This window comes from Micromonospora sp. NPDC050695, assembly GCF_040654415.1.
Lineage (GTDB): Bacteria > Actinomycetota > Actinomycetes > Mycobacteriales > Micromonosporaceae > Micromonospora.
This window is the reverse complement of sequence record NZ_JBFAHZ010000087.1, coordinates 1-14471: the sequence shown is the minus strand read 5'-3', so window position 1 is coordinate 14471 and position 14471 is coordinate 1. Positions and strand designations below refer to the sequence as shown.

The following is a 14471-nucleotide window of genomic DNA, read 5'->3' as shown; positions in this document are numbered from 1 at the left end:
GCAGCGCCGACTCGCTGAGGATGAAGCTCAGGTCGGGCCCGTCGTCCTGCCGCAGAATCGACTGCCGTTCCATGCGCACGGCAACCTGCCGGTCGACCTCATCGGCGGGTGGGCGTGGGTGGGCGATCGCGTTCATGGCGCGGATGTAGGGCTCGACCTGAAGGACTCCGGGGATGACCTCTGGCTGGTACCAGCGAATCTCTGACGCGTCACCTTCGAGGTCTAGGTACTGGCGGAACCAGTCGGGCACGGCGTTTCGGTAGGTGCTCCAGCGCCCGCGTTGTCGCCCTGCTCGTGCAAGGTCGCGTAGCGGCTCGGCGTCATCGCCCCGGACCCCGTAGAGATCGAGTAGCAGGTTCAGGTCGGTGAGCTTGATGCCGGACTGTCCAAGTTCGACTCTGCTGATCTTGCTCGCTGCTGCGTCGATGACAGCAGCCGCTTCGTCTTGCGTCTTGCCTGCACCTTCACGAGCCCGCTTGAGGGCAAGTCCGAGACGCCGCCGCTGGATCGTCGGGTTCACCACTGGCTGATTATGGCCCGGCCGTAGCCGGTCATCGCGACACGCCGCGAAGAGGTTCCCAATTCAGGAGTCCAACTCTAGCCTGAGTTGTACCTCCAAAACAGGAGTCCATTTTTGGAGCCTTATGGGATCCCACGTGCCGTACGACGACTACCTGCTGGCGGTGGCGCTGACCCTGGCTCGGCGGCACCGGCCGGTCTGGTCGTGGCGGCGGTGGCGGCGGGTCTGCCGATGTGGGGCCGACCTGCCGTGCCGAGTCCGGCATCGCATCCCGATTCGGCGAGGCCACTGGCCAGGGGAGGAACAGGAGTGATCGAGGATCAGGTCGGACGAATCTTGTCCGTGCACCTGCCCGGCGTCGACGGGCTCTGCGCGGGCTGTCGCTGGTGGTGGGCGCGACTGTCTCCGTACCCCTGTTATCAGGCGGAATGGGCGGCTCGCTGGCACGCCCGGGTCGCCACCCGGCGTTTTCTGGATGGCCTGCGGTGACCACCCATGGCCCGGTCCTTCCGGTGTGGACCTGCGGCGGCTGCGACGCGCCCTGGCCCTGCCGGACCCGGCGCAGCGAGCTGCGCGCCGAGTTTGATGGCGCACCCGTGTCGTTGGCCCTCTACATGGGGTCCTACCTGGTCTGGGCGGCCGAGGATCTGACCTGGGTGCCCGCCGGGCTGCTGCACCGGCGCTTCCTGGGCTGGGTCCGGTGAGTCTGATCAGGCGGGGCGACGAGCGGTTCCACTACAGCGACAACTCACACCGATGGATCCCGCCCGACCCGGACTACGACCAGGATGTCTGGGACGAGATGGTGCGCCAGCACCAGCGGCAGCACCTGGAGGAGATCTCAAGCCGCAGGAGGCCGCCTCGATCACTTGATGCTGAGTAGTTGTGGGGGAGCCGATTCGACTACTCAGCATCAAGTGATCTTGACGATGGCTGGGCCGGAGGGCTCAGCGCTTGCCGGCGTACCGGAACTCGACGTAGTCGATGTTGAAGTTCTGGTAGGCGGCCGGATCCACGGTGACCACGAACTCGTAGGTGCCCCGCGTCAGGTGCAGCGTCTCCGGCAGCGGCTGGAGCATGAACGCGTCGTGCGGGGTCGTGGTCTTCACATCGACCGGCCCGGTCGTCCGGGACCCGTCGACCGAGAGCGTGAACCGCCCCGCCGGGCTGTACGGCGACGAGACCCGGGCCGCCACCTCGTAGGTGCCGGTCTTCGGCACCTCCAGGGTGTACGTCATCCACTCGCCGTCCCGGATCCAGCACACGTCGATCGCGCCGTTCTGGTCGCAGATGTCGACGCCCTCGTACGTGCGCTGCGCCCCGCCCCTGTTGTCGTCCTCGGCGTCGTGGTAGCCGACGTCCTTGCCGTCGCGCGAGTACTCCTCGGCCTGTACGCGGACGGTGCCGTCCGGCAGGGCCGGCCACTGCGCCTTCGGGCCGTGCTCGCGGCGGCTCGCCAGCCAGTCCAGCAGCAGCTGGTCCTGGTTGTCGGTCTGGATGTCGAAGGTCAGCTCCTAGGACGGCGGCTGGTGCCGGGTGAAGGCGCCGATGCTGGCCGCGTTGCCGTCGTCGACGACGTGGCTGTAGAGGATGCGCGAGTCCCGGCCTGTGCGGGGGCGCTTGAATTCGCGATTTCCGCAACGAGCGGCGAAACCATATGTGCGGCTTGAGCCGCGGCTCGTTGCGCCTCGCCGACGGCTCGCTGGTTCGCGGCTTGCGGTGCCGCAGCCCGCGGAACTGCGGCGTGTTGTTGCCGATTTGCCACAGTGTCGATGAATTCGAGGCTTTGCCTCATGCTTTCGAGTGCTGGTGTCATGTCGTATCTAGGTGAGAAAAAGCTTCCCGTTTTCTTCTGCGTCTCGCGTAGGGTTCTCTGGCGAGTTGCGGCAATAAGATCAGGCGTGTAGCGAGCCTTCTTGATTACCCCGAAATCGAGCATCTCTGCCGCTACGGCCAATTCCGCAGCGACTTGTGTGAGCCTGTCGGCCTTTCCCCAATCGGAGGTGATGTATCTATCTCCTGTTCTCTTGATCCTGAGGGCCAAGGCAGTCACTTCGGCCACTTCTTTTAGATCTTCGCTAGAAAGATTTTTCGGAGGCTCGATGATTGCCTCTCTGAAGGAATTTCGATCACTCGCCTTAAGTCCCTCTGCTTGGCCCCGGAGCGCGATCATCCTGTCGCCAAAAAATTTTGCTTCACTTACAAATGTCGGCCATTTGCACGGCCATTCAGGCACTGTCGGGAGCTGATCCTCCCATTCGATCGAATGTTCTTGCTCCGGGTGCCCAGCAAGCGGATAAGGATGCGACATTTCTTCTCCAGGAGGGATGGCCGTTCGTGTGCTGATACAACGGAGACTCGCGAAAGCCGGTTCACGCGCCCGGGCGTGAGATCTTGCCGGCCGCTTCCGCGGCCACGGCGAGTAGCGCCGATCCCGATGGCGCCAGCGGGGTTCGGGCGGGTATTCGCAAGATCGAGCTATGACCGGATAGTCGATTATAGGATAGTCATGCCGGTTCCGGCGGATACGTAGAAGAGTGCAGCCTTCTGGCGATCATTCAGGTGTCTAGTTAGACTGCTGCGGTGAGCGGAGAGCGACGACTCTTGGCCGACCGGCCGCTCACCGAGCCGCACCCGTCCCGGCTGGTGTCGGCACATCCCGACCGGGCCCGGATCCTCGCCGCGCACGGTGCCGCGCTGGCCGCCGGAGAGGCTGGCTACCCCGACCCGGCGACGGGTCTGTTCGTGTTCAGCGCCGGCTTCCTGGCCCGCCGCGGCACGTGTTGCGGACGCGGCTGCCGGCACTGCCCGTACGTGGATGATCCACCCTCAGAATGAGACCTTCCGCCTGACCCGGACACCCCGTACGGTTTCCGACGGACATCCGGCGGGCGCCTTCCGCCGTCGGTCGGCGAGAGGGTGGAGCGTGCGCGGGCGGATAGTGGTCGCTGGGCTGGCGGGCCTACTGGTGAGCGGTTGTGCCGCCGAGTCGGCACCGGTGGCGGTGCCACCACCGGCACCGGTTGCCCTGGACGTGGCGGCCGCCTCCTCGGGCGGTGCCTGCCGGCTGCTCGACTTCACCGTGATCGAGCAGGCGGTCAAGGTGCGCTTCGACGTGGCGGCGGCCAGCGACCGCGACGACTCGCACACCTGCGTGGTCCGGACCGAGGGCGCGGCGCTGCCGGAGCTGACGCTGAGCGTGACCGAGACCACGATCGACAAGGCCACCTTCGGCGCGGACGTGGTGCCCGACAAGGCGGCGAAGGTCAGCGGGCTGGGTCAGCAGGCGTACCGGCGGACCACCGTGGAGGCGAGCGGGCACGGGCCGGTCGCCGAGGTGGGCTGGCTCGCCGCCGACGGCCGGATGGCCACGCTGAGCTGGACCGGCGCCCGTGGTAGCGAGCGGGCGGCGGCCGAGAAGTTGACCGGTGACCTGGTCGCGTTGGCGAAGAAGGTGGACACCCGGGCGCTGTGACGCCCGGGGGCCGACGTCGGTCAGTTGGCGGCGACGAAGACCCGGGAGGCGACCTCGCGGGGCAGCCGGACCCGGTCACCGGAGCGGTCGATCGACACCCCGTCGCGTTCCTGGGCGACCGTCACCGTGGCGCCCGGGTCGACACCCGCGGCGTGCAGCTGGCGCAGCACGCCGGCGTCGGTCTGCACGCTCTCGCAGATCCGACGGACGACGACCGGCCCGGACAGGCCGGGGAAGGCCAGGTTGCGCTCGCCGTCGCCGGCGTCGGTGGTCTCCGCCTCGGGCGAGCCCAGCTCCTCCAGCCCCGGGATGGGGTTGCCGTACGGGGAGCGGGTCGGCCGGTTGAGCAGGTCGTACACCCGCTTCTCCACGGCGTCGCTCATCACGTGCTCCCAGCGGCAGGCCTCCTCGTGGGCCTCCTCGTAGGGCATGCCGATGACGTTGACCAGCAGCAACTCGGCGAGGCGGTGCTTGCGCATCACGGAGACCGCGGTGCCGCGGCCCAGCGCGGTGAGCGTGAGATGCCGGTCACCCTCGACGGTGAGCAGGCCGTCGCGCTCCATCCGGGCGACGGTCTGGCTCACGGTGGGGCCGCTCTGCCGCAGACGCTCGGCGATGCGGGCACGCAGCGGCGGCACACCTTCCTCCTCCAACTCGAGGATGGTGCGCAGGTACATTTCGGTCGTGTCGACCAGGTCGTGAGACTTCATAACGTCAGCGGCCCTCCGGTGCACGATGCTACCTCGCAGGATGGCCCGCGACCGCCGCCGAACCGCGTGCCGTCGGCACGGATGGTGTTGGATGGTCGCCATGTCCGGTACCCAGGAGCCGCTGGTCGAGGTCGATCGGCTCGTCGACGAGCTCGACCGCGCCGATCCGCCCACCCTGCTCGACGTCCGCTGGCGGCTCACCGGGCCGCCCGGCCGTGACGACTACCTCGTCGGCCACCTGCCCGGCGCGGTCTTCATCGACCTGGACACCGCGCTGTGCGGTCCGCCCGGCGCCGGCGGCCGGCATCCGCTGCCCGACCCGGCCGCGTTGCAGGCCACGCTGCGGGCCGCCGGTGTCCGCGCCGGTCACTCCGTCGTCGTGTACGACGGCGGCGACGGCCTGGCCGCCGCGCGGGCCTGGTGGACGCTGCGCTGGGCGGGGCACCGTCCGGTGCGCCTGCTGCACGGTGGGTGGCCGGCCTGGGTGGCCGCCGGCCGACCCGTCTCGACGACGGCACCCGATCCGGTCCCTGGCGACGTCGAGGTGCGCCCCGGTGACCTGCCGGTGCTCGACGCGGCGCAGGCCGCCCGGCTGGCCGCCGCAGACGACGCCGTCCTGCTCGACGTGCGGGCCGCGCCCCGCTACGCCGGCGAGGTCGAGCCGATCGACCCGGTCGCCGGTCACGTGCCCGGCGCGGCGAACCTGCCGGCCGGTGAGTACGTCGGCCCGGACGGGCGGTTCCCGGCGGCCGACGTGTTGCGGGAACGGTTCGCCGCCGCCGGTGTGACCGAGGGACGATCCGTCGGGGCGTACTGCGGCTCCGGGGTGACCGCCGCGCAGGCGGTGCTCGCGCTGCATCTGGCGGGCCGACCGGACGCGGCGCTCTACGTTGGATCGTGGAGCAACTGGGTGGCCGACCCGGCGCGGCCGGTCGCCTCCGGCCCGACACCCGGTCGCTGACCAGCGCGTGCGGTGGGCCGGCGGCGGTCCGCGTGCGACGATGGGCGCATGTCCGACGACACGGTGGTGGTGTGGGACGAGTCGCTGCTCGCCTACGACATGGGTGACCATCCGCTCGACCCGGTCCGGGTGGAGCTGACCGTCGCGCTCGCCCGCGACCTGGGCATCCTGGACCGCCCAGGCGTGCGCGTGGTCAAGCCGGAGCCCGCCGACGACGCCCTGCTCACCCGCGTGCATCACCCGGCCTACCTGGCCGCGGTGCGTGCCGCGCCGCGCGACCCGCTCTTCGCGGGGTACGGGCTGGGCACCTCCGACAATCCGGTCTTCGACGGGATGCACGAGTCCAGTGCGCTGATCGCCGGCGCGACGGTGGCCGCCGCCGAGGCGGTCTGGCGCGGTGACGCCCGCCGGGCGGTGAACGTGGCCGGCGGCCTGCACCACGCGATGCCTGCCCGGGCGTCCGGCTTCTGCGTCTACAACGATCCGGCGGTGGCCATCGCCCGCCTGCTCGACCTGGGCGCGGAACGCGTCGCGTACGTGGACGTCGACGTGCACCACGGCGACGGGGTGCAGCAGATCTTCTGGGACGACCCCCGGGTGCTCACGGTCAGCCTGCACGAGACACCGCTCGCGCTGTTCCCGGGCACCGGTTTCCCGGACGAGACCGGTGGGCCGGGCGCGCAGGGCACCGCCGTGAACATGCCACTGCCGCCGGGCGTCGACGACACCGGCTGGCAGCGGGCGTTCCACGCGATCGTGCCGTCGGTGCTGCGCGCGTTCCGGCCGCAGGTGCTGGTCAGCCAGTGCGGCGCGGACGGGCACCGACTGGACCCGCTGGCCGACCTCAACCTGACGGTGGACGGGCAGCGGGCCACCTACCTGGCGCTGCGGGCGCTCGCCGACGAGCTGTGCGACGGCCGCTGGGTGGCCACCGGCGGCGGCGGGTACGCGCTGGTCGAGGTCGTGCCCCGCGCCTGGAGTCACCTGCTGGCGGTGGCCACCGGCGACCCGATCGACCCGGCGACGCTGACCCCGCCGGCCTGGCGGGCGCTGGCCGCCGCCCGCCGTCCGGGTCAGGACATTCCGCTGCGGATGACCGACGACGCCGACCCGTCGTACGAGCCGTGGCAGCCGACCGGTGAGCCGAACGCCGTGGACCGGGCCATCGCGGCCACCCGCAAGACGGTCTTCCCGCTGCTCGGGCTCGACCCGCACGACCCGCGGGACTGAGCCGGGCCGGGGGAGGACCACGCCGGTGACGACCGTGGACCAGCCGGTGGACGTGCTGCTCAGAGACGGCAGCACCGTCCAGTTGCGACCCATCGACCCGGCCGACGCGCCGGGCGTCGTGGCGATGCACAGCCGGTTCTCCGAGCGCACCCGCTACCTGCGTTACTTCTCGCCGTACCCGCGCATCCCCGAACGGGACCTGATCCGGTTCGTCACCGTCGACCACCGCGACCGGGAGGCGTTCGTGGTGCTGGCCGGCGACCAGATCATCGCCGTCGGCCGGTACGAGCGGCTCGGTCCGCAGGCCCCGGAGGCCGAGGTGGCCTTCGTGGTGGAGGACGCCCATCAGGGCCGGGGCATCGGTTCGGTGCTGATGGAGCATCTGGCCGACGCCGCCCGACGCAACGGCATCATGAGCTTCGTGGCCGAGGTGCTGCCGGCCAACGGGACGATGCTGCGGGTCTTCGCCGACTTCGGCTACCAGGTCCAACGGGAGTACGCCGACGGCGTGGTGCACCTGAGCTTCCCGATCGCGCCGACCGAGGCGACGCTGGAGGTGCAGCGTGGCCGGGAGCACCGCACCGAGGCCCGTTCGATCGCCCGGCTGCTCGCCCCGCGGGGCATCGCCGTCTACGGTGCCAGCGCCACCGGTCAGGGCGTCGGCGCGGCGGTGCTCGGGCACCTGCGCGACGGCGGCTTCGCCGGCACGGTGGTGCCGGTGCATCCGAGCGCGCCGACCGTGGCAGGGCTGCCCGCGTACCCCTCGGCTGTCGACGCCGGGGTGCCGATGGACCTGGCGGTGGTGGCGGTGCCGCCGGAGGCGGCGACCGCGGTGGTCGCCGACGCGGCCGCCGCGGGCGTGCACGGTCTGGTGGTCATCTCGGCGGGCTTCGCCGAGGCCGGTCCGGAGGGTGCGGCGGTGCAGCGGGCGTTGGTCCGCGCGGCGCACGCCGCCGGCATGCGGGTGGTCGGCCCGAACTGCCTCGGCGTGGCCAACACCGATCCGACGGTACGCCTCAACGCCACCCTCGCCCCGGCCCTGCCGCCGGCCGGCCGGGTGGGCATCTTCAGCCAGTCCGGCGCGTTCGGGGTGGCGCTGCTCGCCGAGGCCGACCGGCGGGGCCTCGGGCTGTCCAGCTTCGTCTCGGCCGGCAACCGGGCCGACGTCTCCGGCAACGACCTGCTCCAGTACTGGCAGGACGACCCGGGCACCGACGTGATCATGCTGTACCTGGAGACGTTCGGGAACCCCCGCAAGTTCGCCCGACTGGCCCGGCGGATCGGCCGGGCGAAGCCCGTCGTGGCGCTCGCCTCGCCGGCCCGCCCGGTCGGGGTGGGGGACACCGACGGCCCGGACGAGGTGGCGGTGGCCGCGCTGTTCGCCCAGTCCGGGGTGATCCGGGTGGACACCGTGGCGGAGCTGCTCGACGTGGGGGTGCTGCTGGCCAACCAGCCGCTGCCGGCCGGCGGCCGGGTCGGCGTGGTCGGCAACTCCTCGGCGCTGACCGGCCTGGCCGCCACCGCCTGCGCCGGGCAGGGCCTCACCGTCGCCGCCGGCTACCCGCGCGACGTGGGGTCGAGCGCGGGCGCCGCCGAGTTCGCCGCCGCCCTCGCCGAGACGGCCGGCGACGACCGGGTGGACGCCCTGGTGGTGGTGTTCGCGCCGCCCCTGCCCGGCCAGCTCACCGATGTGGACGCCGACGTCACCGCCGCGCTGCCGGCCGCGCTGGCGCTGGGCAAGCCGACCGTGGCGACGTTCCTCGTCGGTCGGCTGCCGGCCGGGGTGCCGGCGTACGGCGGTGTCGAGGAGGCGGTGCGTGCCCTCGCCCGGGTGCACCGGTACGCCGAGTGGCTGCGCCGGCCGCCCGGCGTGGTGCCCGAGCTGCCCCGCGTCGACTCCGACGCCGCGCAGGCCGCACTACGCGCCGACACCGTCGACCCCGGCGCGCTGCTGGCCGCGTACGGCATCGAACCGGTGGCGTCGGTGCCCGCCGACTCGGTCGACGACGTGGTCGACGCGGCGGCGCGCCTGGGTTTCCCGGTCGCCCTCAAGGCTGCCGCCCCGGGGCTGCGGCATCGGCTCGATCTCGGCGCGGTCCGGCTCGACCTGCCCGACGAGCTGACGCTGCGCCGGGCGTACGCCGAGGTGGCGGCCGTGTTCGGCGCGGACGTGCTGGTCCAGCCGATGGTCCCGCCCGGGGTGGCCTGCGTGGTGGAGCTGGTGGAAGATCCGGCGTTCGGGCCGGTGGTCGGCTTCGGTCTCGGCGGGGTCGCCACCGAGCTGCTCGGCGATCGGGCGTGGCGGGCGGTGCCGCTGACCGACACCGACGCCGCCGAGCTGGTCGACGAGCCCCGCGCGGCGCCGCTGCTGCGGGGGCACCGGGGTGCGGTGCCGGTCGACCGGGCCGCCCTGGCCGACCTGCTGCTGCGGGTGGCGCGGCTCGCCGACGAGCAGCCGCGGGTGCGGTCGCTGACCCTCAACCCGGTGCTTGCCCGCCCGGACGGCATCTCCGTCCTGCACGCCCAGGTACGGGTCGGCGGGTTGGTCGCCCGCCCCGACACCGGTCCCCGCCGCCTCTGAACGGGTGGAAGGCCCCGGCGAACCGCCAGGGCCTTCCCCGAAGGGCCGGTGTGTCAGCAGGCGTACGCCTCCAGACGCTGGGCCCGCTCCGGCGCGCGCAGCTTCAGCAACGTCACCTTCTCGATCTGCCGGATCCGCTCCCGGGACAGGCCGAACTCTCGACCGACCTCGTCCAGGGTGCGCTGCCGGCCGTCGTCGAGACCGAACCGGAGCCGGATGACCGCCTGCTCCCGCTGGGACAGGGTGGCCAGCACGATGCTCACCTCGTTGCGCAGCTCGCCCTGCGCGGCCGCGTCGCCCGGCTCGGTCCGCGGATCCACCGCGGCCACGAAGTCGCCGAGCGCGCTCTCGCCGTCGTCGCCGACGGCCTGGTCCAGGCTGACCGGCTCCCGGTCGTAGGAGATCAGCTCGATGACCTGAAGCTCGGGGATCTCCAGAGCCCGGGCGACCTCGGCGACCGTGGGTTCACGGCCCAGCGTCACCGCCAGTTCGCGGCGGGCCCGGACCATGCGGTTGACCTGCTCGACCATGTGCACCGGGATGCGGATGGTGCGGGCCTGGTCGGCCATGGCGCGGGTGATGGCCTGCCGGATCCACCAGGTGGCGTACGTGGAGAACTTGTAGCCCTTGGCGTAGTCGAACTTCTCCACCGCCCGGATCAGCCCCAGGTTGCCCTCCTGGATCAGGTCGAGGAAGGCCATCCCGCGCCCGGTGTAGCGCTTGGCGATGCTGACCACCAGCCGCAGGTTCGCCTCCAGCAGGTGGTCCTTGGCCGCGCGGCCCTCCGCGACGATCAGCTCCAGGTCGGCCCGCAGCTCTTCGGAGACCGGGGTGCAGGTGGCGAGTTTCTCGTCGGCGAACAGGCCGGCCTCGACGCGTCGGGCCAGGTCGACCTCCTGCGCGGCGGTCAGCAGCTTCGTCCGACCGATCCCGTTGAGGTACGCCCGGACCAGGTCGGTGGAGATGCCGCGCTCATCGGTGGCGTCAAGGTCGGCGAGGGCGTCGACGGCCCCGTCGGTGTCGATGCTGGTGGTGGGGCGCGTCCGGTGTTCCGTCATCTGCAGGGCCATCTCTGTCTCTCCCCGTATCCACGTCTGTGCCGCGTCTCCGGCCCAGTGGTGCCGGTGTGACACACAGCTTGGCGGGCGGGACGTGAAACGGGAGTGAGGCGATCGGGCACCCGACAGCACTTCGGTCCGATCGCTGCCGCGGTGTGTCGTCCCGTTGGCTGCTTGCCCGGCCCGGTTACGTTGCGGACGGTCGGCCAGCCCGGGTCGGCGGGACAGCAGATGGAGGACGGTGTGGTCTTCAAGCGGCTCATGAAGGCGATGGGTGTCGGTGGTCCGTCGGTCGAGACGGTGCTCGCCAACCCGAACTGCCGCCCCGGCGGGCAGTTGGAGGGCCGTATCCAGGTGCTCGGCGGTGACCACCAGGTCGACATCGACCACGTCACGCTCGGCCTGGTCACCCGGGTCGAGGTGGAGAGTGGCGACAACGACTACGACACCACCCAGGAGTTCCACCGCCAGCGGGTCACCGGCGCGTTCCGGCTGGAGCCGGGGCAGCGCTACGACCTCCCGTTCCGCTTCGACGTGCCGTGGGAGACGCCGGTCACCGAGCTGTACGGGCAGCACCTGCACGGCATGACGATGGGGCTGCGTACCGAGCTGGAGGTCGCCCGCGCGGTCGACAAGGGTGACCTGGACGCGGTGTCGGTGCACCCGCTGCCGGCGCAGGAGCGGCTGCTGGAGGCGTTGTTACGACTCGGTTTCCGGTTCGCGCGCGCCGATGTGGAGCGTGGTCACATCTACGGCGTACGGCAGACGTTGCCGTTCTACCAGGAGATCGAGTTCGGCCCGGCGCCGCAGTACGCCCGCTCGATCAACCAGTTGGAGGTCACCTTCATCGCCGACGAGCGGCAGATGCAGGTGGTCCTGGAGGTCGACAAGCGCGGCGGCGTCTTCACCGAGGGGCGGGACGCCTTCGGCCGGTTCACGGTCGACCACGCCACCGCCGACCGCACCGACTGGACCGCAGAGTTGGACACCTGGCTCCGCCAGTCCCTGTCCCGCCGAGGCCTCTTCTCCTAACCCCCACCCACCCCCCGGGACTCCCCCGGTGATCAAGAGCTTTGCGTCAAAATCCGGCCCCGACATGACGCAAAGCTCTTGATCACCGCTGGATGGACGGGGTGGGGGTGGGGGTGGGGGTGGGGGGTGGGGGGTGGGGGGTTAGAGGTCTAGGAGGATTGTTTGGGGGCCTAGGTTGATGCTTTCGACCAGCATGTGGGCGCGGAAGCGGCCGGTCTGGACTGTCGCTCCGCGGGTGCGCAGCGCCTCCACCACCGCTGTCACCAGGGGTTCGGCGACCTCGGCGGGGGCCGCTGCGGTCCAGGTCGGGCGGCGGCCCTTGCGGGCGTCGCCGTAGAGGGTGAACTGGCTGACCACGAGGATCGGCGCGCCGGTGTCGGCGGCGGACCGCTCGCCGTCCAGGATGCGCAGCTCGTGCACCTTGCGGGCCATCGTCTGCGCGGTCTGGGCGGTGTCGGTGTGGGTCACCCCGAGCAGCACCAGCAGGCCGCCGTCGATGGCGCCGACCACCTCGCCGTCCACGGTCACGCTGGCCCGCCCGACGGTCTGCACCACCGCGCGCATCAGGCGGTCACCGGCTCGATGAAGCCGCGCTCCACGAGGTGCGCGACGATCGGGCCGGCCGCCTCGGCCATCTCGTCGGGCTCGACGTCGTGCGCCGCGGCGAGCAGGGCGAGCTGGTCACGCAGCGGCAGTCGACCGTCGGCACCGCCGACCAGCGCCAGCACCAGCGGGTCGATCTCCTCGGTCCAACGCAGGCCGTGCGGCATCGCGAGGACCTGCCGGTCCACCGCCCAGCCCTCGTCACCCATGGTCGCCTCCTGCCGCAGCTGGAGGCCCTCGGCGGCCCGGTAGCGCTCGGCGAGCAACCCGTCGGTGTCGCGTACCCGCAGAAAGTCCTGGCGGTCGAACCAGGCGGCGACGTGGTCGCCCAGCGGCGGCTGCACCCGCTGGCGCAGGTCCTCCACCCGGACCACCGGGTCGGCGTGCCCGGCCCGGCGCAGCGACACGATGCCGAAGCCGATCCCCTCCACCTTGTGCGCGTCGAACCAGTCCAGCCAGGCGGCCATCCGCTGCGGATCGGCGGACTCGGCGGCGTCGGTGAGCCACAGGTCGACGTACGCCATGGGGTCGGCCACCTCGCGCTGGATCACCCAGGCGTCCAGGCCGGTCCCGGCGAACCAGCCGGCCACCCGCTCGTCCCACTCCTCGCCGGCGACGTGCACCCAGTTCGCCAGGTACTGCATCGTGCCGCCCTCGGTGAGCAGGCCCGGCGCGGCGGCGGCCAGCTCCGCGCCGATCGCGTCACCGACCCGGCCGGAGTCGCGGTAGACGTGCGTGGTGGTGCCCGGCCCCACCACGAACGGCGGGTTGCTCACCACCAGGTCGAAGCGCCGGCCGGCCACCGGGGCGACCATGTCGCCGCGCAGCAGTTCCCAGTCCTGACCGTTGAGGGCGGCGGTGGTCGCGGCGAAGCGCAGGGCCCGCTCCGACAGGTCGGTGGCGGTCACCGTCCGGGCGTGGGTGGCCAGGTGCAGGGCCTGGACGCCGGAGCCGGTGCCCAGGTCCAGTGCGGTGTCGACCGGCCGGCGGACGGTCGCCCCGATCAGCGTCTGGGTGGCGCCGCCGACGCCGAGCACGTGCTCGGCGCCCAGCGGGCGACCCGGCCGGGCGCTGGCCGGCACGTCGGCGAGCGTCCACCAGTCGTCGCCGTACGGCTCGAGGTCGACGCCGGCGCGCAGACCGTCGCCGTACCTCTCGACCAGCCCGCCGGCCAGCGCCTCGTCGAGGCTCAGCGGCGCCAGGGCGGCGGCGACCGTCGCCTCGGGCTCGACCTGGTCGCAGATGAACACCCGGATCAGCGTGCCGAGCGGATCGCGGTCCTCGGTGGCGCGCAGCGCGGCCCGGTGATCGTTGCGCGCGACTGCGGCGGTGGCCTGCGGGCCGAGCCGCTCGGCGATGCCGTTGCTGGTGAACCCGGCCCGGGTCAGCGCGGTCCGCAGCGCGTCGACGCCGGCGGGGGAGAGCAGCATGTCGTGTTCGTCCACCCCGCCATCCTGCCCTGCGGTGCGTCCTGGGTCGGCGGCACCCAGCAGATCTGTGCCGCCAGCGTTGCCAACCGAGAATGATCGACCCGGCAGCCAGCTGCTGTGCGTGCATCGGTTCACCGGGAACGGTTGGGTCGTAGGCGGATCAGCCGTCTGAGTTGCAGATCGTCAGGGAGCTGAGCCGCTCCGTGTAGTGGTCCGCCAACGCGTCGAATCGCAACAGGGCCTCGCCCGCCATGATCGGATTCCACGCCGAACCTAGCCGTGCCACGGTCTGCGCCACCGTGTCGAATGTCTGCTCCGGGTCCGCGCCAACCCGCTCCGCGAGCCGCCGAAAGTGATCGCCGGTGACAGCGCTTGGTACCGTCTCCCCATCGAGGCTGAGCGCCAGCGGCGCCCAACGGTAGGTGGAGTAGACCGATAAAGAGTGGAAGTCGTAAACCGGAGCGAGGCGCGGAGTCCGTCCGTCCGCGTACCTGATCGCCCAGTTCTTCAGATGCCCATCCGTATTGCCCACGATCAGCAGGGCAGCGAGACGCGCGATGAAGTCGTGGTAGCCCTCGTCCCCGGTCAGTTGCCGAATCGCGGCGGCGAGACTGTCGTACGAGGCACCCGACTCGCTGTACTTGAACATGGGTTCGACGTCCGCGACTTGGGCGAAGTCCTCCACGTGGATGCGTTCGCCAGGGGCGCGGTCAAATCGTTGGATGACGTAAACGAGATCGGTCGGGCGAACCAAGCCGTCAGGCAGACCCTTGACCCAATGCCACGTAGCTTAAGTTGATCTTGGGTTGACCTGCGGTTCTGTATGGACTCGTGGGATGTGCGGCGTGGCGTGGCGGCCGCTACCGGGCGG

15 protein-coding genes are annotated in these 14471 nt (G+C 71.4%); 7 read left to right on the top strand and 8 right to left on the bottom strand.

Annotated elements, in window-relative coordinates:
- Window positions 1-523: Scr1 family TA system antitoxin-like transcriptional regulator (locus AB0H52_RS30640; RefSeq protein ID WP_357951734.1), on the bottom strand; the 523-nt coding region annotated here is incomplete at its 3' end.
- Between the two features lie 482 nt (window positions 524-1005).
- Between AB0H52_RS30640 and AB0H52_RS30635 the strand changes: the two genes are divergently transcribed.
- Entirely contained in the window at window positions 1006-1224 is a 219-nt protein-coding gene (locus AB0H52_RS30635; RefSeq protein ID WP_151491752.1) for a hypothetical protein, read from the top strand.
- Between the two features lie 243 nt (window positions 1225-1467).
- Here the strand turns inward: AB0H52_RS30635 and AB0H52_RS30630 are convergent, their stop codons facing one another.
- Both AB0H52_RS30630 and AB0H52_RS30625 read right to left on the bottom strand, forming a co-directional pair.
- Complete coding sequence (locus AB0H52_RS30630) at window positions 1468-1935, bottom strand: carbohydrate-binding protein (protein WP_357951736.1); 468 nt, start codon at window positions 1933-1935, stop codon at window positions 1468-1470.
- A 92-nt stretch (window positions 1936-2027) separates the two neighbouring features.
- Complete coding sequence (locus AB0H52_RS30625) at window positions 2028-2831, bottom strand: hypothetical protein (protein WP_357951732.1); 804 nt, start codon at window positions 2829-2831, stop codon at window positions 2028-2030.
- A 272-nt stretch (window positions 2832-3103) separates the two neighbouring features.
- On the opposite strand from AB0H52_RS30625, the gene AB0H52_RS30620 reads away from it, so the two are divergent.
- Window positions 3104-3358: a DUF5522 domain-containing protein gene (locus AB0H52_RS30620; protein ID WP_151492666.1), complete on the top strand. Its 255-nt coding sequence runs from the start codon at window positions 3104-3106 to the stop codon at window positions 3356-3358.
- Window positions 3359-3446: 88 nt separating this feature from the next.
- Window positions 3447-3995 carry a hypothetical protein gene (locus AB0H52_RS30615; RefSeq protein ID WP_357951729.1) on the top strand — a complete coding sequence of 183 codons (549 nt, stop codon included), beginning with the start codon at window positions 3447-3449 and terminating at the stop codon, window positions 3993-3995.
- A gap of 20 nt (window positions 3996-4015) precedes the next feature.
- Here AB0H52_RS30615 and AB0H52_RS30610 read toward each other — a convergent pair whose 3' ends face one another.
- Window positions 4016-4705: a metal-dependent transcriptional regulator gene (locus AB0H52_RS30610; protein ID WP_151492664.1), complete on the bottom strand. Its 690-nt coding sequence runs from the start codon at window positions 4703-4705 to the stop codon at window positions 4016-4018.
- Between the two features lie 100 nt (window positions 4706-4805).
- Here AB0H52_RS30610 and AB0H52_RS30605 point away from each other — a divergent pair, with 100 nt between their 5' ends.
- The 3 genes from AB0H52_RS30605 to AB0H52_RS30595 are packed head-to-tail and all read left to right on the top strand — an operon-like array spanning window position 4806 to window position 9477.
- A complete protein-coding gene (locus tag AB0H52_RS30605; RefSeq protein ID WP_151492663.1) occupies window positions 4806-5666 on the top strand; it encodes a sulfurtransferase in 861 nt (286 codons plus the stop codon).
- Between the two features lie 48 nt (window positions 5667-5714).
- Window positions 5715-6896: an acetoin utilization protein AcuC gene (locus AB0H52_RS30600; RefSeq protein ID WP_151492662.1), complete on the top strand. Its 1182-nt coding sequence runs from the start codon at window positions 5715-5717 to the stop codon at window positions 6894-6896.
- 25 nt (window positions 6897-6921) lie between these two features.
- Entirely contained in the window at window positions 6922-9477 is a 2556-nt protein-coding gene (locus tag AB0H52_RS30595; RefSeq protein ID WP_151492661.1) for a bifunctional GNAT family N-acetyltransferase/acetate--CoA ligase family protein, read from the top strand.
- 53 nt (window positions 9478-9530) lie between these two features.
- On the opposite strand, the gene sigB is transcribed toward AB0H52_RS30595, so the two are convergent.
- Window positions 9531-10535, bottom strand: a complete 1005-nt coding sequence (sigB, locus tag AB0H52_RS30590; protein ID WP_192580472.1) for an RNA polymerase sigma factor SigB — start codon at window positions 10533-10535, stop codon at window positions 9531-9533.
- A 243-nt stretch (window positions 10536-10778) separates the two neighbouring features.
- Between sigB and AB0H52_RS30585 the strand changes: the two genes are divergently transcribed.
- Entirely contained in the window at window positions 10779-11567 is a 789-nt protein-coding gene (locus tag AB0H52_RS30585; RefSeq protein WP_151492667.1) for a sporulation protein, read from the top strand.
- 141 nt (window positions 11568-11708) lie between these two features.
- Here AB0H52_RS30585 and dtd read toward each other — a convergent pair whose 3' ends face one another.
- The 3 genes from dtd to AB0H52_RS30570 form a co-directional block, all read right to left on the bottom strand.
- Window positions 11709-12131, bottom strand: coding sequence for a D-aminoacyl-tRNA deacylase (gene dtd, locus AB0H52_RS30580; protein ID WP_278123632.1), 423 nt, complete (start codon window positions 12129-12131; stop codon window positions 11709-11711).
- Window positions 12131-13615, bottom strand: coding sequence for a methyltransferase (locus tag AB0H52_RS30575; protein WP_192580539.1), 1485 nt, complete (start codon window positions 13613-13615; stop codon window positions 12131-12133). Before AB0H52_RS30575 ends, dtd begins: the two co-directional genes overlap by 1 nt.
- 145 nt (window positions 13616-13760) lie before the next feature.
- A complete protein-coding gene (locus AB0H52_RS30570) occupies window positions 13761-14354 on the bottom strand; it encodes a HipA domain-containing protein (protein ID WP_357951726.1) in 594 nt (197 codons plus the stop codon).
- Window positions 14355-14471 lie beyond the last annotated feature (117 nt).